The organism is Campylobacter gracilis (assembly GCF_018374135.1).
Classification (GTDB): domain Bacteria; phylum Campylobacterota; class Campylobacteria; order Campylobacterales; family Campylobacteraceae; genus Campylobacter_B; species Campylobacter_B gracilis_A.
Genome location: NZ_JAHAFS010000012.1, coordinates 1 through 22443, shown reverse-complemented (window position 1 = coordinate 22443; position 22443 = coordinate 1). Strand labels below are relative to the sequence as shown.

At 47.3% G+C, this 22443-nt stretch carries 21 protein-coding genes and 1 pseudogene; 19 read left to right on the top strand and 3 right to left on the bottom strand.

All coding sequences use genetic code 11. The features are described from left to right. Positions 1–28 precede the first annotated feature (28 nt). The 10 genes from mog (at position 29) to tgt (ending at position 7339) form a co-directional block, all read left to right on the top strand. The gene (gene mog / locus KH703_RS06775; RefSeq protein WP_304295164.1) at positions 29–556 is read left to right on the top strand and encodes a molybdopterin adenylyltransferase; all 528 of its coding nucleotides are present in this window, start codon (positions 29–31) and stop codon (positions 554–556) included. A gap of 65 nt (positions 557–621) precedes the next feature. After that, on the top strand, positions 622–939 hold the full coding sequence (locus KH703_RS06770; RefSeq protein WP_291936786.1) for an HMA2 domain-containing protein: 318 nt from the start codon (positions 622–624) through the stop codon (positions 937–939). Next, on the top strand, positions 936–1547 hold the full coding sequence (locus KH703_RS06765) for a hypothetical protein (protein WP_304295163.1): 612 nt from the start codon (positions 936–938) through the stop codon (positions 1545–1547). The genes KH703_RS06770 and KH703_RS06765 overlap by 4 nt, the downstream gene beginning before the upstream one ends. A gap of 95 nt (positions 1548–1642) precedes the next feature. Beyond that, positions 1643–2134 (top strand): hypothetical protein, encoded by a 492-nt coding sequence (locus KH703_RS06760; RefSeq protein ID WP_304295162.1) that lies wholly within the window; start codon positions 1643–1645, stop codon positions 2132–2134. An 8-nt stretch (positions 2135–2142) separates the two neighbouring features. Further along, the gene (locus tag KH703_RS06755) at positions 2143–2445 is read left to right on the top strand and encodes a Cys/Met metabolism pyridoxal-phosphate-dependent enzyme (protein WP_177386687.1); all 303 of its coding nucleotides are present in this window, start codon (positions 2143–2145) and stop codon (positions 2443–2445) included. After that, a complete protein-coding gene (locus KH703_RS06750; protein ID WP_304295161.1) occupies positions 2438–2932 on the top strand; it encodes a hypothetical protein in 495 nt (164 codons plus the stop codon). Before KH703_RS06755 ends, KH703_RS06750 begins: the two co-directional genes overlap by 8 nt. Before the next feature lie 3 nt (positions 2933–2935). Beyond that, positions 2936–5017: a heavy metal translocating P-type ATPase gene (locus KH703_RS06745; RefSeq protein ID WP_304295160.1), complete on the top strand. Its 2082-nt coding sequence runs from the start codon at positions 2936–2938 to the stop codon at positions 5015–5017. After that, entirely contained in the window at positions 5007–5351 is a 345-nt protein-coding gene (locus tag KH703_RS06740; RefSeq protein WP_304295159.1) for a hypothetical protein, read from the top strand. The genes KH703_RS06745 and KH703_RS06740 overlap by 11 nt, the downstream gene beginning before the upstream one ends. A 186-nt stretch (positions 5352–5537) precedes the next feature. Continuing rightward, positions 5538–5876: an excalibur calcium-binding domain-containing protein gene (locus KH703_RS06735; protein ID WP_304295158.1), complete on the top strand. Its 339-nt coding sequence runs from the start codon at positions 5538–5540 to the stop codon at positions 5874–5876. Between the two features lie 296 nt (positions 5877–6172). Next, positions 6173–7339, top strand: coding sequence for a tRNA guanosine(34) transglycosylase Tgt (tgt, locus tag KH703_RS06730; protein WP_304295157.1), 1167 nt, complete (start codon positions 6173–6175; stop codon positions 7337–7339). 680 nt (positions 7340–8019) lie between these two features. Here tgt and KH703_RS06725 read toward each other — a convergent pair. Together KH703_RS06725 and glmS are read right to left on the bottom strand one after the other, a co-directional pair. Then, entirely contained in the window at positions 8020–9153 is a 1134-nt protein-coding gene (locus KH703_RS06725) for a hypothetical protein (RefSeq protein ID WP_304295156.1), read from the bottom strand. Between the two features lie 60 nt (positions 9154–9213). Continuing rightward, positions 9214–11031 (bottom strand): glutamine--fructose-6-phosphate transaminase (isomerizing), encoded by a 1818-nt coding sequence (gene glmS / locus KH703_RS06720; RefSeq protein ID WP_304295155.1) that lies wholly within the window; start codon positions 11029–11031, stop codon positions 9214–9216. Between the two features lie 141 nt (positions 11032–11172). Here glmS and mqnE point away from each other — a divergent pair, with 141 nt between their 5' ends. The 6 genes from mqnE (at position 11173) to metG (ending at position 18144) form a co-directional block, all read left to right on the top strand. Next, positions 11173–12255 (top strand): aminofutalosine synthase MqnE, encoded by a 1083-nt coding sequence (mqnE, locus tag KH703_RS06715; RefSeq protein WP_304295154.1) that lies wholly within the window; start codon positions 11173–11175, stop codon positions 12253–12255. Positions 12256–12273: 18 nt separating this feature from the next. Next, positions 12274–13569, top strand: a complete 1296-nt coding sequence (locus KH703_RS06710) for an NCS2 family permease (protein WP_177386696.1) — start codon at positions 12274–12276, stop codon at positions 13567–13569. Between the two features lie 15 nt (positions 13570–13584). Further along, positions 13585–14034, top strand: coding sequence for a phosphoribosyltransferase (locus KH703_RS06705; RefSeq protein ID WP_005871628.1), 450 nt, complete (start codon positions 13585–13587; stop codon positions 14032–14034). Positions 14035–14145: 111 nt separating this feature from the next. After that, a complete protein-coding gene (locus KH703_RS06700; protein WP_304295153.1) occupies positions 14146–15372 on the top strand; it encodes a glycosyltransferase family 39 protein in 1227 nt (408 codons plus the stop codon). A gap of 27 nt (positions 15373–15399) precedes the next feature. Continuing rightward, entirely contained in the window at positions 15400–16080 is a 681-nt protein-coding gene (locus KH703_RS06695) for a type II secretion system protein (RefSeq protein ID WP_304295152.1), read from the top strand. A 66-nt stretch (positions 16081–16146) separates the two neighbouring features. Then, complete coding sequence (gene metG / locus KH703_RS06690) at positions 16147–18144, top strand: methionine--tRNA ligase (RefSeq protein WP_304295151.1); 1998 nt, start codon at positions 16147–16149, stop codon at positions 18142–18144. 40 nt (positions 18145–18184) lie between these two features. Here the strand turns inward: metG and KH703_RS06685 are convergent, their stop codons facing one another. Then, positions 18185–18763: a hypothetical protein gene (locus tag KH703_RS06685; protein ID WP_304295150.1), complete on the bottom strand. Its 579-nt coding sequence runs from the start codon at positions 18761–18763 to the stop codon at positions 18185–18187. Between the two features lie 231 nt (positions 18764–18994). Between KH703_RS06685 and KH703_RS06680 the strand changes: the two genes are divergently transcribed. The 3 genes and pseudogenes from KH703_RS06680 to KH703_RS06670 form a co-directional block, all read left to right on the top strand. Next, a complete protein-coding gene (locus KH703_RS06680) occupies positions 18995–19984 on the top strand; it encodes a hypothetical protein (protein WP_304295149.1) in 990 nt (329 codons plus the stop codon). A 9-nt stretch (positions 19985–19993) separates the two neighbouring features. Next, positions 19994–21829 carry a menaquinone biosynthesis decarboxylase gene (locus KH703_RS06675; RefSeq protein ID WP_304295148.1) on the top strand — a complete coding sequence of 612 codons (1836 nt, stop codon included), beginning with the start codon at positions 19994–19996 and terminating at the stop codon, positions 21827–21829. A gap of 259 nt (positions 21830–22088) precedes the next feature. Further along, positions 22089–22443: pseudogene (locus KH703_RS06670) on the top strand (methionine ABC transporter permease); the annotation flags it as partial.

The following is a 22443-nucleotide window of genomic DNA, read 5'->3' as shown; positions in this document are numbered from 1 at the left end:
ATTTTAAAATTCTAATAAAGGAGAGGAAATGGTAAAAATAGGAATTTTAACGATCAGTGATCGCGCTAGCGGTGGCGTTTACGAGGATTTAGGAGGCAAAGAAATAATTGCCGTGATGGATGATTGGCTAACTTGCGAGAAGCAGTATTTTTATGAAATTGTCCCCGATGAGCTAGAGCTGATCAAAGATAAGCTGATTTATCTTTGCGACGAAGCGGGTTGTGATTTGGTGCTAACTACGGGTGGCACGGGTCCTGCTCCACGCGATGTAACGCCTGAAGCGACCGAAGCGGTAAGTGAGAAATTAATGCCAGGCTTTGGCGAATTAATGCGCGCAGAGAGCCAAAAGATCGTGCCTACGGCAATTTTATCTCGCCAGATAGCAGCGATCCGCAAAAAATCTCTGATTATAAACTTACCTGGCAATCCAAAAGCGATTAAAGAGTGCCTCCTGCCGGTATTTCCTGCTGTGCCGTATTGCATTGATCTAATGGGAGGAAATTACATAACAGCGGATGAAAATAAGATAAAAATATTTCGTCCTAAACGCAAATAATTCGCAAAATTTAGCAGGAATTAAATGATTTATGATATTATTTGGGCGCAAATTTAAGGAAAAATATGAAAATAAATCACAACGATATTTTGGAATTTCATAAATATTTTAGCAAAATCAGCCACAGCAAAGGTCGTATTCGTATCCGCGTAAGTCCCAAAATTAGAGAGTTGCGAGATAGCGTGAGCGAAGAGAGCCTGAAGGCTAAAATAGCTGCAATTCGCGGGATAAAAGAGTATAAATTTAACTCTCTAATCGGCTCGCTGACGATTCATTATGATGAAAGCGTTTTTCCGATGCACCTTTGGGAGCAGTTTTTAAGCGGCATCAGTTCGCCTGAGCTAGTAGCGCTTGTAAATTCCAATATAGAGGCGATTTCTTGAACGAAGAAGTATTACGTAGCACTAAAAAATCGCGCAAAATTTCTAATAAATCTCGGAATTTAAATGAAGCGCAAATTGCAGATATCGCTCTTTTGCTCGAAAAAGAGGCACAAATTTTACAGTTTTATTCACTGGGCGCAGTTAAATTTCAAGATAAAAAGTTAGGAGAAATTCTATCTTTACGAGCTGGATTACTTGAGCGGATGTTAGACTTTGCAAATTCTTGTGGACTTGGTGCTATGCCTCCTGAAAATGGCAGTGAGGCACTGGCTGCAAAAGGTATGAATGAGTTTTTGGCTTCGGCGCTTTTGATAGAAAAAAGCTCTATGATGTTTTATGACGATCTAATTAATTCGTGCAAGAACGCGGAATTTAAAGAGCTGCTGTATAAGGCACAGGCTATTTCGTATAATGAAATTTTGCCGATTTTGAAGGAACTGAATTCTAAATGCGAGGCTGATTTAAATTCTTTGAATTTCGCTGATTTATTAAACGAAATTTTTAAAAATCCGCAGGAATTAGAGCGGATATTTCAAAAATACGATTTGCAAAATATCTTAAATAGCGCATTTTCCAATTTAATTAAAGGAATTTTGCAGAAAAATTAAATTAGGATTGCAAAAATCTAAAAAAGTCGCTATAATATCAAAATCTATGTAAAGTTGATAAAATGACTTTATAATCTTAACACAAGGAGAATGAAATGCCGATCCCATTTCTAGCAGGTTTTGCGCTTGGTTGCGCGGCGGTTTACGCTTATAACAATCGAGATAAAATTAAAGAAGGTGCGAATAAAATCGTGAGCAGTAAAAGCGTCGAGGAGCTGAAAAATAGCGTCAAAGGCGGAGCGGAAAAATTAAGCAAAAAATCAAAAGAAATTTTTGCGGAAGCCAAAGAAGGCTTAGATGATGTCGCTGAGGCGGTAAAAGGTAAAAGAAAGTCTGGTAGTAAAAAAGCTGCGACAAGTAGCACTAGCACTGAAACTAGCACTGCAAAAAAAACCAGAAAAAAGCCGGGACCAAAACCGGGATTTAAAAGAACTAAAAAATCCACCGCGAGCTCTAAGACTGGCGAAACACCGGCAGGTGAGACATCCGTAGCATCTACTACTCCGCTTAATATCCCGCAGATCGTAAAAATGGACGATAATTCTTCGGTAAAATTTACGTCCGCAGATGACAAATCAGAAAAATAGAGGCCTAAATGAATAGATCACTTACGACACAGCGTTCGCCGCTGGATCACGTTTTAAGCGGCGCTATAGCGGGGGCGATCGGCGGTTGCGCCGTAGAGCTCGTTAAAGCAAAAGAAGGCAAAAGCAAATCTAAAGCGATTCGCGATGCGCTAGATATTGCGCTAAGCGGCGGTATCATCGGCGGCGGCGCGATTTACAGCGCAAATAAACTCGTACAAGGCGAGTATCTACGCGCAGCGGCAGGCGTCGCAGTATGCGTAGGCGCGCTCATTGCGGGTAGAAATTTTATTCTTAAGGTAGGCAATGAGTAATCCCTATATCACAAAAAAAGATTTGAAAGAAATTCTAGACGATTACGATTTTGGTAACAACAAATATGCTAGCGGCTCTGCGGGTAGCTTTGCCGGCGACGAAAGGCTTGGCGGTTGGGCTAAATGGATAAACGAGCGGGTAAATTCTACACCTTTTAATAGTTCTGCTTCCAGCAATAACTCGGATAGTAAAGATTCCGCCGCTCAAAGCTCAAGCGACGTAAATTCTACTCAGGGCTCGCATAATTCTGCTTTCGGTGGAATTTTTAATTCCTTGGGTGGCAGGCAAAACGCGAACGGCTTATTCGGTAGCAACTCATTTATCACAGGCATCGTTCTGGGGGCCGCAGCGACCTATTTTCTCACCGACGAAAATGCGCAAAAAAAGCTTTTTAAGCTCATTGCAAAGGGCACCGAGATGTTTCAGATGGGCATTGAGGAGATGAAGGAACGCTTCGAAGACGCCAAGGCAGAGATGCAAGAGTAGTCGATGCAAAATTTTAAAATTTTACATGAGATCGAAACTAGACTACGGCTAAAGATCGTCGGTTTTAGAGATATCGATGCGAGTGCACTGCAAAAAGCTGCTGCGAGGCTTGAAGGCGTAACGGAAGCTAGATTTAACGCTAAAATCGGCTCTTTGATCCTTAAGCTTGACGCGGGTGTAGATAAGGCAGGAATTCTAAAGCAACTTGAAGCTTTAAATTTAAGCGAGCTAAAATCAATTATCCCCTCTAGCCATAAAAATCTGCCAAGCAAAAACGAATTTATTTTAGCGCTTCTAGCGTTGGGGGGAAATTTAATCTTCCGCACTTCGCCTTTAGCGCGCGCATTTAGCATCGTAGCGTGCGTGCCTATCTTAAAAGAGGGCATTAAAGAAAGCTTTCGTCATGGACTTACTTCAAAGGGTTTGGAGGCTGCTGCTGTCGGAATTTCTCTCGCGCGCGGAGATATCTTTGCTGCAAATAGTACCAACGCTATGCTCGCTCTTGGCGAATACATGGAGGAGAGCACCGTTTATAAAAGTGACGATCTTATCCGCGAGCTCGCCCGCCCGGACATTGCCGAGGCGTGGGTCGAGATAGATCAAAACGGCAAAAAGACCGAAGTCAAAATCGCAACTTCCAAGCTAAAGGTAGGCGACATCGTGGTTGTGGGCGCGGGCGATGTCATAGCCGTGGACGGACACGTCGTAAGCGGCGAAGCGATGATAAATCAAGCCAACATGACGGGCGAATCGGTCGCGGTAAAAAAATCCCGCGGCGATAGCGTGCTAAGCGGCACGATCGTAGAGGAGGGCAGGATCCGTATCTGGGCGGAAAACGTCGGCGAAAACACCTCCACGCAGCGCATCAAGCACTACATCACGGCATCTCTTAACGAGCGCTCCAGCATCGGCATGCATACGACCCACTTGGCTGACAAACTCGTGCCGGTAACCTTCGGGCTTGCGGGCGTGTCCTATCTGATAAATCGAAATTTTATGAGCGTAGCTTCGGTGCTGCAGGCAGACTACTCGTGCGCGCTTAAGCTGCCTACGCCGGTTGCTTTTAAGTCGAGCATCTCGAAGGCAGGCAAGAACGGGATTTTGATCAAAGGCGCCAAGGCTCTTGAGTCGCTTGCGAGCGCCGACACCTTCGTATTTGATAAGACGGGCACGCTTACGTACGGCAACCTGGAGGTCGCCGAGATCATATCGTTTGACGAGCGCTTTAGTAAAAACGATATTTTAAATTTAACCGCGAGCGCCGAGGAGCATTACTTTCACCCCGTAGCCGAGGCGATCGTGGATGCCGCCAAAAAGCACGGTTTTATCCACAAACACCACGACGAGGTGGAATTCGTCGTCGCTCATGGCGTAAAGACTAGTATCGAGGGCAAAAAGCTCATCATCGGCTCGCGCCACTTTCTCGAAGACGACGAGATGATCTCATTCGCGGCGCACGAGGAGACCATCGATCTTGCGATGCAAAAGGGGCTCGCACTGCTTTACATCGCATTTGACGGCAGACTTTTAGGCGTCATCGGGCTTAGAGACGAGGTGCGCGCAAACGCCCGTGCCGTCATTACTAGGCTTCGCGAGCTAGGCGCTAAACAGATCGTCATGCTAAGCGGCGACGTGAGCTCAAAAGCTCGCGCCGTAGCCAAAAAGCTCGGCGTAGATCGCTATTACGGCGAGCTACTGCCGACGCAAAAGACCGAAATTTTAGAGCAACTCAAAGCCGAGGGGCGCAAGGTGGTTTTCGTGGGCGACGGCATAAACGACGCGCCGAGCCTGATGAAGGCGGACATCGGCATCAGCATGTTAAACGGCGCCGAGATCGCCAAAGCTTCCGCTCAAATCGGGCTTTTGAAAAACGACATTGAGGGCGTCGCGCAGGTAAAGGCGCTAGCCAACGACACGCTGCGACTCGTAAATCGAAATTTTAACGCCACCGTGGGGATAAATTCGATCATTTTATTTTTGGCGACCTTCGGCGCGCTAAGTCCCGTAGCTACGGCGCTGCTGCATAACGGCACGACGATAGGACTACTACTGAATTCCATCAAAGGGGTAAAATTTGAGCATTGAAGATAAAATTTTGGATCTAAACTTTCAGCGCAAAGCGGCTAAAGTGACGCTGGGAGTGAGTATGGGCATCACGGCTCTAACCGCGCTGAATATGAACTCGCGCATGTCGCAGCTGCATAAAATTTCCGGCATAGTGATGCTGGGATGCGCGATCTGGCACGCTAGTCTTTACAGCTCGCCATACAGCGAGTTTTTGCAAAATAGAAAAGCAAAGAGCAGGGGCAGAAAGAGATCCGTAGCAAATTTAGCCTTGGAAAATTTATCGGATAGCAAAAGCACGCCTGCAAAAAGTACTCCTGCGAAAAGAAAGCCTCGCGCGCGCAAAAGCGCCTAGCGGCATAGCGCGTCGCGGCTTTTGAAAGTGCAAAAAAACTCTAAAACCGCTAAATTTCTTTAGACGCAGCCGCCGAATAAAACGTCGTAAGCGGTGAAATTTGCGCCGTTTGCGACTAAATTTACTATTTTATTAATTATTTATCTATTTATCCATATAATTTCATCAAAATTTTAGGGAGAGACGATGAAATTAGTTTTATTGTTTTCGGTATTGACTAGTCTTGCTTTGGGGCTTGATTGCAACGCCAAGACCTATTGCTCGCAGTTTAGCAGCTGCGAAGAGGCGACGCGGTATCTGCGAGAGTGCGGCAGGGCTCAGGAGGGTGGCACCCAGCACACCGACGGCGACGGCGACGGCGTGCCGTGCGAAAAACAGCTGTGCGGTCATAGTGGTCATAAATTTAGCGGATTTTCTAGCGCGCGCGATGAAAAGAGCGAAGTTTCAAATTTAAAAGACGTTGCCGACTCATGCGGTGCGGAGAAATTTAATGGTAGCGTTATAGCTATAAAATTTGCTTCATAAGTGCGAAATTTTATCTCGACGCATCTTTAAATTTATAATATAAAGCGCGCCGTGATCTAATGCCGCCGCGCTCGCTAAATTCGCAACGTTTGATTAAATTTTAATTATAAGAGAGCCGGTAAATTTTACATTTAGCGGCTGTGTCGCTCGCTACCGAAATTTTAATCCGCAAACGCCTCATAATACCCTTATAAATTTTTCCCCGTCTTTACCTGCCGCAAATTTAAATTTCGCTACAATCGCTTTTTAAAATTTTGCGCCGAGTGCGCACAAGAAGCTAAATTTAAAGGATCAAGATGGATTTTCAAATAGACGCCGAGGACGGCGCGGCGCGCGCTTGCACGATCCGCACTGCGCACAGCACGATCCGCACCCCTGTTTTTATGCCGATCGGCACCGTGGGCGCGGTCAAAGCGCTCGATGCGACGGACGTAGTGCAGCTCCTGGGCGCGCAGATCATTCTCGCTAACACCTATCATATGTATCTGCGCCCAGGCTCGCGGGTGGTGGCGGGCTTCGGCGGGCTGCACGGATTTACGAAATTTCCCCGCAGCTTTTTGACCGACAGCGGCGGCTTTCAGGCTTTCAGCCTGCGCGCAAACACCAAAAACGACGAGGGCGGCATAAAATTTAAAAGCCACATCGACGGCAGCATGCATTATTTCACGCCGCGCTCGGTGCTGGATACGCAGTATGAGCTAAACTCCGATATTATGATGATTTTGGACGATTTGGTGGAACTACCGCGTGAGCCGGGCGCACTGAGCTTCGATGATAGATCGCGGCTTAAAAAGAGGATCGATCTAAGCGTCGCGCGCACGATAAAATGGGCTCGCGAGGCGATAGATTATCACGAGGCCATGAAATCTCGCGGCCTGCACGTGCATCAAAACATCTTCGGTATCATACAAGGCGGCACCGACCCGCAGGCGCGCAAATTTTGCGCCGAAGCGCTGTGCGATATGAGCTTTGACGGGCTTGCGATCGGAGGGCTTAGCGTAGGCGAGAAAAACGAGCTGATGTACGACACGGTAGAGGCTATGATGCCCTTCGTCGATGCGGCGCGCCCGCGATATTTGATGGGGGTCGGTACGCCCGAGGATCTCGTCGAAAACGTCGCTCGCGGCGTGGATATGTTCGACTGCGTGATGCCTACGCGCAACGCCCGCAACGGCACGCTATTTACGAGCTTCGGCAAGATCAGCATCAAAAACGCGAGCTTTATCAGCGATCACGATCCGATCGATCCGCACTGCGACTGCTACACGTGCAAGCGCTTCAGCCGCGGCTACCTAAATCATCTATTTCGCGCGCGCGAGCTTAGCTTTTACCGCCTTGCGAGCATTCACAATCTGCATTATTACCTGCGCCTTGCCGCGGATATGAGAGAGGCGATAATGCACGGGCGGTTTGCGGAGTTTAGGCGGGAATTCTACGCCACAAGAAGCGGGGCGCGAGATTAAATTTCAGCAGGCGAGGGCGCGGAATTTAGTGCGATAGTTAAATTTAGCCGCGGCGGCGACGGGGCGGAATTTTAATACGGCGCGCGGTTAAATTTAAACGCGACAAAATTTTGGCATTGAAATTTTAAGAGCTGCGGCGCACAGGGCTTGTAGCTTTAAATTCCGTACTTAGGCTTTGGCATCAATTAGAGTTTTATTTTGGCAAAATTTTATTATGATAGAGCTATGTCTTGGAATTTTGCCGTAGAATGCGATGTGAAATTTGGCTTTGAATTTCGTGCCGAATTGCGTGGATAAAATTTTCTGCGTCGATATGTGCTGAGCGCGCGAGATTTAAAGATGGATTTTAGCGGTAGGATTTTACAGACGCTATGTAAAATTGCTATGACTTTTGTCAAATAAAAGAGGGCATTGCATCGAAATTTCGCGGACATTGGTGTATTTTTGCAAACGAGCGTTACGTGTAAAAAAACACGTATATTGCTTTAGGGCGCGCGATCTGCTCCTAAATTATGAAATTTTATTGTGATAAAATTTTAATGCGGTAGAATTTTACTTTGATAAAGTTCAAATCCCCTCTAAATTCTGTCTTAGTGCTAAATTTTGCGATGAAATTTTGAGCAGAATTCAATCATAGTAGAATTTCATCATAACTAAATCTGCGGTAAAATTTTGTAAAATTATTTTTTAATCCGCCTTAGCATACAAAACCCAAGGAAATAAAGCGGCGACATAACGATAAAAATTATGATGTATCTCCACGCCGTGCTCGCAAAAAATAGCCCCGTAAGCTCCATAAATTTCATCGACGCGCCAGTATAGCGGTCGCCGATGCCGATGAAAATAATAGCTGCGAGCTCCACAAGCAGCGCGGGAGCAAATAGGATTGAGCCTGCAGTTTTGAAAAACATAAACGCAAACGCCTTGAGCTTATAATAAAACGAAATTAACCCAAATCCGATCACGCCGCAGATGAAAATCTGCTCGAACTCATCCAGCCCCAGGCTCTTATCCTGCAGGATCGTAGAGATGACGCACAGGATGATAAAGACATTGTAATTCGCCATTTGACGCATCGGGTATTGATCGTGCGTCGCTATGGAGAGTAGGTTTATCGCGCGGTTAAGCGGCAGCAGATAAAATAGCGCAAAACTGAGGAAAATCAGCAGATCCATCACCATATAAACCGTATCTTGATTAACGTAAGCTTCGATCTGTGAAAAAGATAGAAATATACTTGCGATTTGCGAACGGAATATCAAAATAATGACTATCGGCACTATCGGCAGGATTATGGATTTAAGCCCTTCCTTACGGATAGATGAAGTATAAATCTTACTCTCAACGCTTTGCGTAGTGCGCAGATCATCGGTTTGGACGAACTCAAATCCAAAGAATTTCGGTTTTTTTGCACTCGTAGGCTTGGCTTTGCGGTTAAATTTAAATTTATTAAATTTTTTTGCGACCTTCGTTTCTTTTACGGCAGATATATCGTTTGCAATATTTTCGGTAGAGCTTTGAAAGGATGGCGTTTCGGATATATTGTTTTCTGCAGAATTCTTATCACCAAAAATTTCATCGTTTTGTTTTGCAGATTCTTTTGGCTGTGGGGCTACTTTTTGCGCTACGCGGTCTTTAGATTTAGAGCCCTCGACGCGCTTTATATTTATCGCGCTGGATGTTAGCGTGTCGAAGCTTACCTCATCGCCATCGGTTAGGCTAGGATCGCGCTCGCCAAGCATTTCGTAGCTATACTCGACCCCGCCTGTGGCGACTATGACATTTTCACCTCTGATAAATCCGATAAGTCTCATATACTAACATTCCCCGATTTTTTAATGAGAAATATTAGTCAAAATGAACTTAAAAAACGATTATTCTACGGTGACGCTTTTGGCTAAATTTCGCGGCATATCCACGTCGTTGCCGAGTCGCACGGAAATTTCAAGAGCTAGAATTTGTAAAATTATCATCATCTCAAAAAACTCGCTCATCGCGTGGCTTTGCTCGCTCGTTTTGATAAAATCGTCCGCGACTTCGGGCTCTTCGGGGCTGATCGCTAAAATATACGCATCGCGCGCGGCAAGCTCCTCGACATTGCTTTTGGTTTTTTCATAAAGCGTATTTTTAGGCATTAACGCGATCGTAAAAAGGTTGGAATCCGCAAGAGCGATCGGTCCGTGCTTCATCTCGCCGCTTGGATAGCCTTCCGCGTGCAGATAGGAGATCTCTTTGAGCTTGAGCGCGCCCTCAAGAGCGAGCGGATAGAAAATATCGCGCCCGATAAAGAAAAAGCCGTGTCCGTGCAGATAGTGCTTACTCATGCGGTAAATTTTATCCTGCAAGCCGTCTTTGATCTTTAAAATTTGCGGGATATGAAGCATCGCTGAAATTTCAGCGGAATTTATGCGCGCCGAGATGACTTCGCGCAGATTTGCAAGATACACGACGAACATCCATAGCACCATAACCTGTGTCGCAAAGGCCTTCGTAGATGCCACACCCTTTTCGATGCCGGCGCGGGTGAGGATCACGCTGCCCGCCATGCGCACGATCGAGCTGTTATCGACGTTGCAGATCGCAAGCGTCCTAAGACCAGCTTTTTTAGCGATATGTAGCGCCTCTAATGTATCGGCGGTCTCGCCGCTTTGTGAGATCACGATAAATAAGGAATTCTTGTTTAAAAATGGCTCCTTATAGCGGAATTCGCTGGCAACTTCTACTTTTGTGCGGATTTTAGCGATGCGCTCGAAAAGATACGAACTTACGAGCGCGGCGTGATAGCTTGTACCGCAAGCGCATAGCACGACCTCGTCGATACCCTCAAACATCGCCGCATCAAGCTCGTCAAATTTTATCTTACCGCCCTTTATTACGCGCCCCATCATCGCTTCGGTTACGACCTGCGCCTGCTCGTAAATTTCTTTTTCCATAAAAAATCTAAAGCCCTCTTTTTGCGCATAGCCTTTATCTTTCGGAAGCTCACTAAAGGTGCAATTATGCGGTTTGCAATTTTTAAAAATGTCTATTTGTCCGAGCTTGGCAACGCCGTAAATTTGATCGTCCAGATACGCGGCCGTATTTGCAAGCCCAATGAGCGGAGCATCCGAGGAGCTAAAGAAAATTTCGTTTTTATCGTTTTTTGCGACGATCAGCGGAGCCGCGTTTTTAGCAAAGAAAATTTCGCCGGGTGCTGCCTTGGTGATTAAAAGCGTTGCGTATGCGCCTTTTAGCCGTTTAATTGTGGCTTCATATGCCTTAAATGCATCGTTGCTAGCCTTGAAATTTTTCTCGAAAAGATGCACGATTACTTCGGTATCGGTCTGGCTTAAAAATTTCACGCCGTCCGCTTCGAGCTCGTCCTTTAGCTCGATGTAGTTTTCGATGATGCCGTTATGTACGACGAAGCTAAAATCTCCAAAATGCGGATGCGCGTTAAGCTCGGTGGGCTTTCCGTGCGTCGCCCAGCGAGTGTGACCGATCGCGACGCCAAAGCCTTGCGAAGTAAAATCTTTCATCTTTTCTTCGAGATTATTTAGCTTGCCGACTGCTTTGAAATATTTGATATTGGCGCTCTCGTCCATAACGGCAAGGCCCGCGCTGTCGTATCCTCGATACTCGAGTTCTTTCAGTCCATTTATTATGATTTTTTTCTTTTCGGCGTTTCCGATGTAGCCTACGATTCCACACATTTTGCTTTCCTTGTTCAAAATTTGGCGTCCATTTTACTACGCTATTTTAAATTAACGAAATTCGGCTCTAAATTTAGTTCGCTTATCCGTTTTGTAAGCAAAAAATTATATAATTAGCACAAAATTTGGCTTGGGAAATCGATGGAAATTTTAGAAAAACTACAAAGCGGCGAGAGATTAAATTACGAAGACGGCGTGAAGTTATGGGATTTGGATCTTTTCGATCTGGGCAAATTCGCCTTTGCTATTCGCAAAGAAAAAAATGGCAAAAACGTCTATTTCAACGCAAATCGTCATATCAATCCTTCGAATTTATGCGCAGATACCTGTAAATTTTGCGCATTTTCGGCGCACCGCAAGAACGAGAACGCCTACACGATGAGCGATGATGAGATCATGCGTATCGTGGACGAGACGGTAGCGCGCGGCACGAAGGAGATTCATATCGTAAGCTCGCACAATCCGTTCGTTACGCCGCAGCAATATTTGGGAATTTTTAAAGCGATAAAGCAAAAATATCCGTTTCTGCACATCAAGGCGATGACCGCGGCGGAGATCGATTACTGGCGGCGAAAGTGGAAGATGAGCTACGAGGAGACGATAGAGCTGATGATGCAAAGCGGCGTGGATTCGATGCCCGGCGGCGGCGCCGAAATTTTTGACGAACGGATCAGGGATCAAATTTGCAAAGGCAAGGTCTCAAGCGAACAATGGCTACGTATCCACTCGCTGTGGCATGCGCGCGGGCGTCAGAGCAACGCCACGATGCTTTTTGGTCATATCGAAAGCCGCGCTCACCGCATCGATCACATCTTGCGCATCCGCGCGCTGCAAGATGAGAGCCTAGCTCGCGCTAACGGCGGCGGTTTCAACGCCTTCATCCCGCTCGTGTATCAGCGCGAGAACAACTACCTGGACGTGAAGGGCTTTTTGGGCTCGGTCGAAATTTTAAAAACGATCGCGATTAGTAGAATTTTGCTCGACAACGTCGCGCATATCAAGGCGTATTGGGCGACCTCGACGCTAAGCTTAGCTCTTGTAGCGCAGGATTTCGGCGCGGATGATCTTGACGGCACGATCGAGAACGAAAGTATTCAAAGCAGCGCCGGCGCCGGCAGCAAAAAAGGGCAGAGCAAGTGCGATTTTATCGATATGATCGGCACTGCGGGCTTTGTACCCGTAGAGCGCGACAGCTTGTATAATCAGATCGAAATTTACAAATAAATTCTAAAGGAGGAGCAAGTGGAGAAATTCTTTCATCTCGCCGCGGCAAAAACGTCGGTAAGGCAGGAGCTTATCGCAGGGCTTACTACGTTTTTGGCGATGATTTACATCGTGCCGGTAAACGCTAACATTATGAGCATCGCAGGTATGCCGTTTGATGCGCTGGTTACGGCAACCGCGCTTATTACGATAATCGCAACGCTATTTAATGGGCTTTTTGCAAATACCCCCGTTGCGCTTAGCGTCGGCATGGGGCTAAATGCGTATTTTACCTTTGCGTTGTGCGTGGATGCGAAGATGCCGTGGCAGAGCGCACTTGGCATCGTAGCGATAAGTGGAGCGCTTTTTACCGTGCTTTCGTTTACAAATTTTCGCGTTTGGGTTATCAAATCTATCCCGCTTGATCTGCGTCGCGCCATAAGTGCGGGTATCGGGGCTTTCATCTGCTTTATCGGACTTAAACAGATGGGCGTCATCGCGCCTAGTCAGGCGACGCTAGTAACTTTGGGAAATTTAAAAGATCTAAATGTTTTGCTTGGGATTTTAGGCTTAGCGGTCGTGCTTGTGCTTTTCGTGCTTAGAATCAAGGCAGCGTTTATCTTAAGCATCTTGATTACTTCGTGCGTTGCGTGGGTGGCTGGAATTTCGCCTGCACCTCATGGCATAGTAAGTGCGCCAAGCGGCATAACGCCGATATTTGCTAAGCTAGATATCCCCGGAGCGCTAAAGCTCGCGTTCGTGCCTTTTATAATCACATTTTTCGTTACGCATCTATTCGATAGCATCGGCACTCTCACCGGCGTGGGAAACCGCGCGGGGCTTTTTGGAGAGAACAGCAAAGACGGCATGAAAAAACTATCTAGAAATTTAACCTCCGATGCGATAGGAAGCGTCGCAGGAGCCGTTATAGGAACGAGCACGGTCACCGCATTTGCCGAGAGCGCGAGCGGCGTGGAAGCGGGCGGCCGCACGGGGCTTACCGCAGTGTTTTGCGCTATATTTTTCGTGCTGACGCTGTTTATGCTACCGCTATTTAAGGCGATCCCCGCAAATGCAATCTATCCGATCCTCGTAATGGTCGGGGTTTTGATGTTTAGCGAGCTTGGTAAGATCGATTATAGCGACGCGGGAATTCTAATCCCTGCGTTTTTCATAGTGTTTTTGATGCCTTTTACTTACTCGATCACCAATGGCCTAAGCTTCGGCTTTATCGCTTATATCGTAGTTAGGCTCGCTCAGCGTAGGATAAAAGATTTAAATTTCGGCGTTTTGACGCTTGGCGCGATTAGCGTTTTAGTATTTTTAATGCATTAAATATTAAGGAAAGATATGAGATTTTATAGTTTTGACGAGATGGATCGCGACGCAAGAGTTATAGCAAAGCAGGTTAGGGACGAATTTATGCCCGATGCAATCGTGGCGATCGCTAGAGGCGGGCTCACATTCGGTCACGCGCTAGCTAATGCGCTTGATATGCGGACGATATTTTCGATAAATTCCATCCACTACGCGGACACCAAAAAGCTCGACACCATCGACGTTTTCAACGTGCCCGATCTGGAGCTTTACAAGCGCGTGCTGCTGGTGGACGATATCATCGACAGCGGCGACAGCATGGTCGAGATCAAGCGCGTGCTGCTGGAGAAATTCCCGCAAATAGAGCTTAAAACCGCGGTGATTTTTTACAAACCCAAGGCGCTTATCCAGCCCGATTTTAAAATTTCAAAGACGGATGAGTGGATAAATTTCTTTTGGGAAAATTATACGATAGAGGAATGAAGCGGTGCGCGGTTAAATTTAGCGGCTAAATTTTAAAAGATTCGGCGGCTTAAATTTTATAAAATTTCGGCCATAGAATTTAGCCGTAAATTTAAAGCGCCCGCAGCAAGGATGAGAGTGAAGAAGCTTTATCAAAACGAAATTTTCGTGATCTCCATAATGTGCCTGTTTCAGGGCATATTTTTGCTTTATGCTATCTCAAATTTAAGCATCAGCTACTACGAAGCCGAAATTTTTTACGAGAAAAAATCCCTCGTTTCGCTAATCGCAAATTTAAGCTGCGAAATTTTCGGGCGCAACGATTACGCCCTGCGCATACCGTTTATTTTGATCCACTTCGCAAACGCTGCGATGATCTATAAAATTTCAAAATTTATTCTAAAGCGTCGCTTCGATAGAGTGGTCGCTACGGCGCTATTTATGGCGCTTCCTGCATCGATGAGTAGCGCGATCTTGCTAAATCCTGCGGGCATCATCGTTTTTTTCACACTGCTAGCGATATATTTTGCAAAGAGCGAATACAATATCGTGCTTTTCGTGCTTCTGTCCGTTTGCGCCCTGATCGATCGCGCGTTTTTTATGCTCTACGTAGGCTTTGGAATTTGGGCGCTTTATACGCGCAAAAAGGAGCTTTTGCTACTTTGCATAGCGCTATTTAGCTTCAGCGTGATCTTTTACGACGTAAGCTCTGAGGGCAAGCCAAAGGGATATTTTTTAGACACCGTGGGCGTTTTTGCGGGCGCGTTTTCGCCTTTAGTGTTTTTATTTTTCATCTACACGATCTATAGAATTTGGATCAAAGAGGAGAAGAGCCTGCTTTGGTTCATCGCTACGAGCGCGCTTTGTCTAACGATGCTTTTTTCTCTAAGACAGCGCGTGCCGCTTGAGATGATGCTGCCGTATTGCGTCATCGCTACGCCTTTAATCATTCGGGTTTTGTTTAATTCGTACCGCGTTAGATTGCCTAAATTTCGCACTTTTCATAAGATTGCCGTGGGTGTAACGCTGGTAAGCTTAGCGGTGAGTTATTTTGCAGTGATTTTCAGCGACGTGATGTATGAGGCGATGTTCGCAAACAAACCGCAGCGGCATTTCATCTATAAATTTGACGTAGCTAGGCAGCTGGCAAGTGAGCTAAAAAATCGCGGAGTAAAAAGCGTAAGCTGCGAAGACGAGAGGCTCTGCCTGCGCCTGAAATTTTACGGACTGCCTAGCGGGGATAGCGCTTTTATCTATGCGGATAAGCCGGAATATGTCTCGGATCATAAAAATTCGATACAAAATATAGATATTTACAAGCGAGGCGTGCGAATTGCTAAATTTTATGTTAAAATATAAACAAAATTTTTATGAAAGGTAAAAATTATGAAAAAAGCATTTACTATGATAGAGCTGATTTTCATCATCGTGGTGGTTGGAATTCTAGCGGCGGTGGCGGTGCCTCAAATCAATCGAAATAGCCTTGTGGAGGCGGCAGATCAGGTTGTTTCGCACATTCGTTACACGCAACAGCTTGCAATGAACGATAATAAATTTAATGCAAGTGACCAGAATTGGTTTAGAAGATTATGGAGAATACAATTTACTAACGCTGGTGCTCCTGGTTCTGCTGCAGGATGGAGATATAATGTGTATTGGGATAACGGAACTTTTCCTAAATCAAACGGACAGCCTAATAGTTTGGCTTCAATTGCCGTAGATCCTTTAAATCCCAATAAATTGCTTACTTCAGGCTTTGCATCTCAGCCTTCAAATACAGATGGTGCAAAAATGAATAAAAAGCTGAATTTAGGTGGTAGCTATGATATCGTTAATGTGACTTTCGGTGATGCTTGCAATCAAAGAGGGAACACTACGATAGCTTTCGACGTTAAAGGAAGACCTATGAGACAGGTGGCTAAAGTTGCGCTTTATGCAAATTTAATTGCCGCTCCCTGCACCATTACTTTAACTAATAGTGCAAACGATAGGGCAATCATTACGATTCAACCTGAGACTGGATATGTAAATTACGTATTAAATCAAGCCGGTTCGCGATCGCAGTAAATTTTAAATATAAATTTTATGTTACGTTAGATTAAAATACTTGACGGAATCAATAGAAGGAGAATAATGAAAAAATACATAATGACGCCGATTTATTACGTAAACGACGTCCCGCACATCGGTCACGCATACACGACGATCATCGCCGATACGATGGCTAGATTTTATCGCTTGCAAGGACACGAGGTGTTTTTTAAAACGGGCACCGACGAGCATGGCCAAAAGATCGAGGAGGCCGCAGCCAAGCACGGCCAAAGCCCAAAGCAGTACGCAGACGGCGTAAGCGCTAAATTTAAAAACCTGTGGGACGAGTTTGACATCAGCTATGATATGTTTTCGCGCACTACCGATGCCGCGCACGAGGCGGCGGTGCAAAACGTATTTCGCAAGATGTATGAAAAGGGCGACATTTATAAGGGCGAATACGAGGGCAACTATTGCGTAAGCTGCGAGAGTTTTTTCCCTTCCGCTCAGCTAATCGACGGCGAGTATTGCCCCGATTGCGGCAAAAAGACTAAAATTTTAAAAGAGGAGAGCTATTTTTTCAGGCTTAGCGCCTATGCAGAGCGGCTTTTGAAATGGTATGAAGACGAAAAGTGCATCCTGCCGCTAGGCAAAAAAAACGAGGTAATAAGCTTCGTAAAAAGCGGTCTGAAGGATCTTTCAATCACGCGAACGGGTTTTGATTGGGGCGTTAAAATTCCGCCCGAGCTAAACGATCCGAAGCACGTGATTTACGTCTGGCTGGACGCGCTGATGGATTACCTTAGTTCGCTTGGATTTTGCGCGGGCGGCGAGCGGATGGAGTATTGGAGCGACGCGCTGCACATCGTAGGCAAGGACATTTTGCGCTTTCACGCTGTTTATTGGCCTGCGTTTTTGATGAGCCTGGGACTAAATATGCCACGCAGCATCGCAGCTCACGGCTGGTGGACGCGTGACGGCAAAAAGATGAGCAAAAGCCTTGGCAACGTTGTGAATCCGCGCGAGGTCGCAAACGCCTACGGGCTGGAGCAGTTTAGGTATTTTTTGCTGCGCGAGGTACCGTTCGGTCAAGATGGCGATTTTTCGCAAAAAGCGATCATCAACCGCGTAAATTCCGAGCTTGCCAACGAGCTTGGAAATCTACTCAGCCGCATCGTCGGCATGAGCGCAAAATACTCGGACTACATCATAAATTCCAAAGACGTGATGAAATTTTTCACCGCCGAGATCGAGGAAGCAAACTCCTATCTGAGCACCGCACTTAGCGCGCTTGAGGAAGTCGCTACCAATAGATACTTAGAGGAGCTTTGGAGGGCGCTTGCGCTCGCAAACGCTTCGATTGCGAAATATGAGCCGTGGAATTTGATGAAAAACGGCGAGCAGGCTAAGGCGCTGGCTCTCGTCGCATTGGTCGCAAATATTCTGGCTAAAGTCGCCGTGCTGCTAAGCCCTGCGATGCCGAAGACGGCGGCACGTATCGCAGACACGCTCGGCTTTGAAATATCCACTCCGCTTTATGAAAAACTCGTACTTCGAGGCGAAATTTTAGATTTTAAGGCCAAGTCGTGCGAGCCGCTTTTTACCAAGATCGATCATGAGCTAATGCCGAAGGCGGACTACGATAGACTGGATGGCGCTGTAAATTCTACAAGCTGTTCGGGCGCAGACGCCGCGGCAAAAGGCGCGCTAAGCTTAAACGCAAACGCTTCCAGCTCGGACGCTACGGCGCAAGAAGCCAAAGGCGCGGCATCTGAAGCGCAGATTAAAATCGATGATTTTAAAAAATGCGTTATCAAAGTCGGCACGATTTTGGAGTGCGAAAACATAGAGGGCAGCGAGAAACTATTGCGATTTATGATCGATCTAGGGGAGGAGAGGCCGCGTCAAATCATCAGCGGTATCGCGAAATTTTACGATCCCGCCGCGCTTGTCGGCAAGCAGATCTGCGTGCTGGCAAATTTAAAACCCGCTAAAATTTTTAAACATAGCAGCGAGGGTATGATTTTAAGCGCCGAGGACGGCAGCCTTACGCTGCTTAGCACTCTCGCACCCGTAAAAAACGGCGCGATCGTAGGTTAGCGATGAGGGCTCTAGCGCGCAAGGCTTCAAAGCTCGCTATCTACGGCGCGGCCGGGCTCTGCGCGCAAAAAAGCAGCGCTTCGGATAAAATTTTAAAGCTTTGCCGCAGCTCCTCCCTTGCCGCAAAGATCGGTGCAGGCGGGCTTGTGTGCGCCACGCCTTTGGCGCTAAAGCTCGGCGCAGGTGTTGCTTTAAAATTTGCGGCGCGTAAAATTTTAACGCTCGGCATTTGCGAGCTGTCGAAGTTCGCCGCTTTAAAATGTGCAAAGCTCGGTACGCGCGCGGTTGTGCGCTCGTTTTCACATACCGATAAATTTACGGACGAGCGCACAAAAAAGCGTGCAAGTGCGGATGGCGAGAGCTCTAAAGCAAGCGCCGCGTCGCGCAGAAAGCGCACGGCAGGTGTTTCTAGCGCAAGCATTAAAAAAGACGCCTTGCTTTCCAAAAGTGTCACTACTAAAAAAAACACAGCGACAAAAAGCGCGCCCGCAAAAAAATCCCCGCTTGCTAAAAAACCTGTACCTATCGCAAAAACCGCATCGACCGCCAAAAGTATCGCAGCAAGTGTAGTCTCTACATCCACGGCAAAATCGCCATCTGTCGCAAAATCAGCGTCCATAAAAAGCGCCGCGCAAAATAAAATTTCCGCGCCAAGCGCAAAATGGGTACCGGCTAAAAGTGCCTCTCGGAACGCAAAATCTCGCCGCATCGAAAAAAATACTGCCGCACCTGCCGTAATCGCCGCAAAAGACGCCGCCGCGTCCGGCGTAAGTTCCGCATCTACCGCAAAGCAGCCGCACCGCGCCGCAAAGAGCGCGCTTCTTAAAAGTTCCGCCGCGGGGAAATCGTAATGGTAAATTTATTAAATTTAACCCGTATCGTAAACGGAACGATGCTAAATAATCCTGCGATCTCCGCGGTCGAGAGCTTTGCGATCGAGCCCGCAAAGGTCGCGAAAAAGGGAGCTTTCATAGCACTCGGCGCAAACGAGCGCGACGTGCGCACCGCGATCGATAACGGCGCGTACGCGATCATTTTCGATAACAATTTCAAGCCGCTTAACGACGAGATCGCCTTTATCAAGGTCGAAAATTTATGCTCGGCGCTCGTGCGGCTGATAAAATTTCTGGGCGAGACGTGGCGGCACGGCTTCGTGCTGATAAACGAAGTGCAAAGCGAGATCCTGCGCTACACGAGCGTGCCGAAAAATTTGATGTTTGCGCCGCGCAGCAAGGGCGAGCTTTTCATCAGTCTGCTGAATGCCAAAGAGAAAAATACCTACTTCACCACCGACGGCGATCTTTTGCAAAGCCTCGGTATCTCGCCTGTCACGATTCCCGCTAGCGCGGATTTTAGGCTGCTTTACGGCGGCTCGATATTTTACAGTAGCTTCGTTTTCGGCGGGCTTTATTACTCAAACTTAATCTTTCCGCAGCTATTTTTGCCCGAGCTATGCGGCGTGATCGAGTATCTCTCGCGCAAAAACATACCCTTTAAATTTCAAAACTTAAGCGCATTCGGCCATTTCGAGCCGATTTTTGTGGATAGGTTTTTTAACGTTAGCTCGCTTGGCGGAAGCTACCGCGCCTTTATTGCCGAGAGCGATCCTGAGCTTTTTGCGCGCGAGGCGGATTTTTTGCGGGCGAAATTCCGCGAAAAAATTATCGTCTGCGCTAGCTGGGAGGATCGCTTAGACGGCGTTAAAATCGACTTTCGCTTTAATAAGCTAAGCGCGCTAAAGAGCCTGCCGGAGTTTCATTACGCGCTGGTTTTTGCGGAAAAAAGCGCGATCGTGCAGCTTCTAAATCAAAAACCGCAAGAAAAAAATCTATTTTTTTAAAGGCAGCGGATGCAGAGCTTTGATGAAATTTTAAACAGAAATTTTTGGATAAAGAGGCTTTACGAAAACGGGCTATTGCGTGAGGTAAAGGAGCAGATCGGCACCGAGCTTGAGATCGCGCACGCAAGCTACATCGAGGTCAAAAGGGAGCACTCGCAGGCGTTGCTTTTTACGAACGTGCGAAACGCGCAGGGCAAACGGATGCCGCCGGTGCTAAGCAATATTTTCGGTTCATCTTCTGCATTAAATTTAATCCTCGGTCGCGAACCTGACGAGATCGCCGCCGAGATTGAGAGCCTGCTAAAGCCGAAGCGTCCGCAAAACTTCAGCGAAAAGCTTGATTTTTTAGCGCACTTAATCTCGCTGCGTAAAATTTTTGTAAAGCGCCTTAGCGGCCGCGGCGAGTGCCAGCAGGTCGCACATCTGGGTGCTGACGTCGATTTGGGCGAGCTTCCCGTGCTTAAAACCTGGGAGAATGATGGCGGCGCATTTATCACGATGGGGCAGGTCTATACGAAGGATCTGAACTCGCAAACGCAAAATCTCGGCATGTATCGTCTGCAAATTTACGGGCGCGACCGCTTGGGGATGCACTGGCAGATACACAAAGACGGCGCTGGCTTTTTTGACGAATACCGCAAAGCGGGGCGCAAGATGCCCGTATCCGTGGCGATCGGCGGCGACCCGCTCTATATCTGGTGCGGTCAGGCGCCGCTGCCGAAGGGGATTTTTGAGCTGCTGCTTTACGGCTTCATCCGCCGCAGCCCCGCTCGCCTCGTAAAATCGCTTACGAATGAAATTTACGTTCCAGAGGGCGCCGACTACGTGATCGAGGGCTTTGTCGATCCAGCAGTAAGCGAGCCGGAAGGGCCTTTCGGCGATCACACGGGATATTACACGCCGGTAGAGCCATTCCCCGTAATGGAGGTTAGCGCGATCACGCACAAGCGCGCGCCCGTATTTCACGCCACAGTCGTGGGTAAGCCGCCGCTTGAGGATAAATTTATGGGGTATGCGACCGAGCGGATCTTTTTGCCGCTGTTTCGCACGAGCGCGCCCGATCTGATCGATTATAAAATGCCCGAAAACGGCGTATTTCACAATCTGATTTTGGCTAAGATCGCCGTGCGCTACCCCGCCGCCGCTAAACAGATCATGCACGCGTTTTGGGGCGTGGGGCAGATGAGCTTCGTAAAACACGCCGTTTTCGTGCCGCAGGACGCGCCGGGCTTAGATGAGTACGAGGCGCTTACGAAGTACGTCCTAAACCGCATAGGCGCGCGCAGCCTCGTTTTTAGCGAGGGTGTGTGCGATCAGCTCGATCACGCAAGCCCGAACTCCTGCTTCGGCGGCAAGCTCGGCATCGATGCGACGGCGGATTTAAGCTCGCAGGCGCCGCAAATTTTAAGCGACGAGGAGCTGCTAGCTAAATTTCAAAGCGAAGAGCCCGCTATTTTGGCGCTTAAGCAGCACTTTTGCGATACGAAAAACCCGCTCGTGCTGATAAACATAGACAAAAAAGAGCTCGTAGAGCGGAGCTGGCGGCGGATTTTGAAATTTAGCGAGCATTTTAAAATTTTGATTTTTACCGATGCGGGGAATGACGCGAGCAACCTCTATATGAGCGTTTGGCGCGTCGTAAATAGCATCGATGCGCTGCGCGACGTATTTGTGGCGCAGGACGATCGCATCTGCATCGACGCTACGAGCAAGCACGAGTGGGAGGGCTATACGCGCCGGTGGCCGCAGGAGACGCTTTGCAGCCGCGAAGTCGTGTCAAGCCTCATAGAGCGCGGCATCGTGCAGAACGAGCCCGAGCTATTTAAAAAATTTGAAATTTTTTGAGGACGCGGGGCTGAATTTCGCACGGATTTGAAATTTTAAAATTTAGCTTTGGTTTTAAGGGCTGCGCGTTAAATTTAGATAGAATTTCATCTAAACTTAGAGTTAAAGGCGATAAAATTTTATAAAATTTACCGCTTCGCGAGGGTTGAAATTTTAAGGCGTAAAATTTGCTGCGGCGTAAATTTTAAAATTTCAAAAATTTTTAAAGCGGCGCAAAAGCTCGATATAGCGCAAGCAAGCACAAAATGAAAGGACATAAATGATAGAGTGGATACAAAATTTTTTTAGCGGAGCGATACCGAAACTGCTGCTAAACGCGACGCTGGAGACGCTGTATATGACCTTCGTAAGCACGGCTTTGGCGTTTATTTTGGGGCTCGTGCTTGCGATCGTGCTTATCCTTACGCGTCGCGGCGGGCTCTGCGAAAACCGCATCGTCTACGCCGTGCTGGACGTCGCGATAAATACGCTGCGAAGCTTCCCGTTTATAATTTTGCTAATCGTACTCTTTCCGCTTACGAAGCTTCTTATCGGCACTAGCATCGGCACCACCGCGGCGATCGTACCGCTTACTATCGGCTCGGCGCCCTTTATCGCGCGCCTCATCGAAAGCG

Bases quoted from the DNA above. Each gene is read 5' to 3' on its own strand.
- mog (WP_304295164.1), top strand. From the start codon at position 29: ATGGTAAAAATAGGAATTTTAACGATCAGTGATCGCGCTAGCGGTGGC.
- KH703_RS06770 (WP_291936786.1), top strand. From the start codon at position 622: ATGAAAATAAATCACAACGATATTTTGGAATTTCATAAATATTTTAGC.
- KH703_RS06760 (WP_304295162.1), top strand. From the start codon at position 1,643: ATGCCGATCCCATTTCTAGCAGGTTTTGCGCTTGGTTGCGCGGCGGTT.
- KH703_RS06755 (WP_177386687.1), top strand. From the start codon at position 2,143: ATGAATAGATCACTTACGACACAGCGTTCGCCGCTGGATCACGTTTTA.
- KH703_RS06750 (WP_304295161.1), top strand. From the start codon at position 2,438: ATGAGTAATCCCTATATCACAAAAAAAGATTTGAAAGAAATTCTAGAC.
- KH703_RS06745 (WP_304295160.1), top strand. From the start codon at position 2,936: ATGCAAAATTTTAAAATTTTACATGAGATCGAAACTAGACTACGGCTA.
- KH703_RS06735 (WP_304295158.1), top strand. From the start codon at position 5,538: ATGAAATTAGTTTTATTGTTTTCGGTATTGACTAGTCTTGCTTTGGGG.
- tgt (WP_304295157.1), top strand. From the start codon at position 6,173: ATGGATTTTCAAATAGACGCCGAGGACGGCGCGGCGCGCGCTTGCACG.
- KH703_RS06725 (WP_304295156.1), bottom strand. From the start codon at position 9,153: ATGAGACTTATCGGATTTATCAGAGGTGAAAATGTCATAGTCGCCACA.
- glmS (WP_304295155.1), bottom strand. From the start codon at position 11,031: ATGTGTGGAATCGTAGGCTACATCGGAAACGCCGAAAAGAAAAAAATC.
- mqnE (WP_304295154.1), top strand. From the start codon at position 11,173: ATGGAAATTTTAGAAAAACTACAAAGCGGCGAGAGATTAAATTACGAA.
- KH703_RS06705 (WP_005871628.1), top strand. From the start codon at position 13,585: ATGAGATTTTATAGTTTTGACGAGATGGATCGCGACGCAAGAGTTATA.
- KH703_RS06700 (WP_304295153.1), top strand. From the start codon at position 14,146: ATGAGAGTGAAGAAGCTTTATCAAAACGAAATTTTCGTGATCTCCATA.
- KH703_RS06695 (WP_304295152.1), top strand. From the start codon at position 15,400: ATGAAAAAAGCATTTACTATGATAGAGCTGATTTTCATCATCGTGGTG.
- metG (WP_304295151.1), top strand. From the start codon at position 16,147: ATGAAAAAATACATAATGACGCCGATTTATTACGTAAACGACGTCCCG.
- KH703_RS06685 (WP_304295150.1), bottom strand. From the start codon at position 18,763: ATGGACGCTGATTTTGCGACAGATGGCGATTTTGCCGTGGATGTAGAG.
- KH703_RS06680 (WP_304295149.1), top strand. From the start codon at position 18,995: ATGGTAAATTTATTAAATTTAACCCGTATCGTAAACGGAACGATGCTA.
- KH703_RS06675 (WP_304295148.1), top strand. From the start codon at position 19,994: ATGCAGAGCTTTGATGAAATTTTAAACAGAAATTTTTGGATAAAGAGG.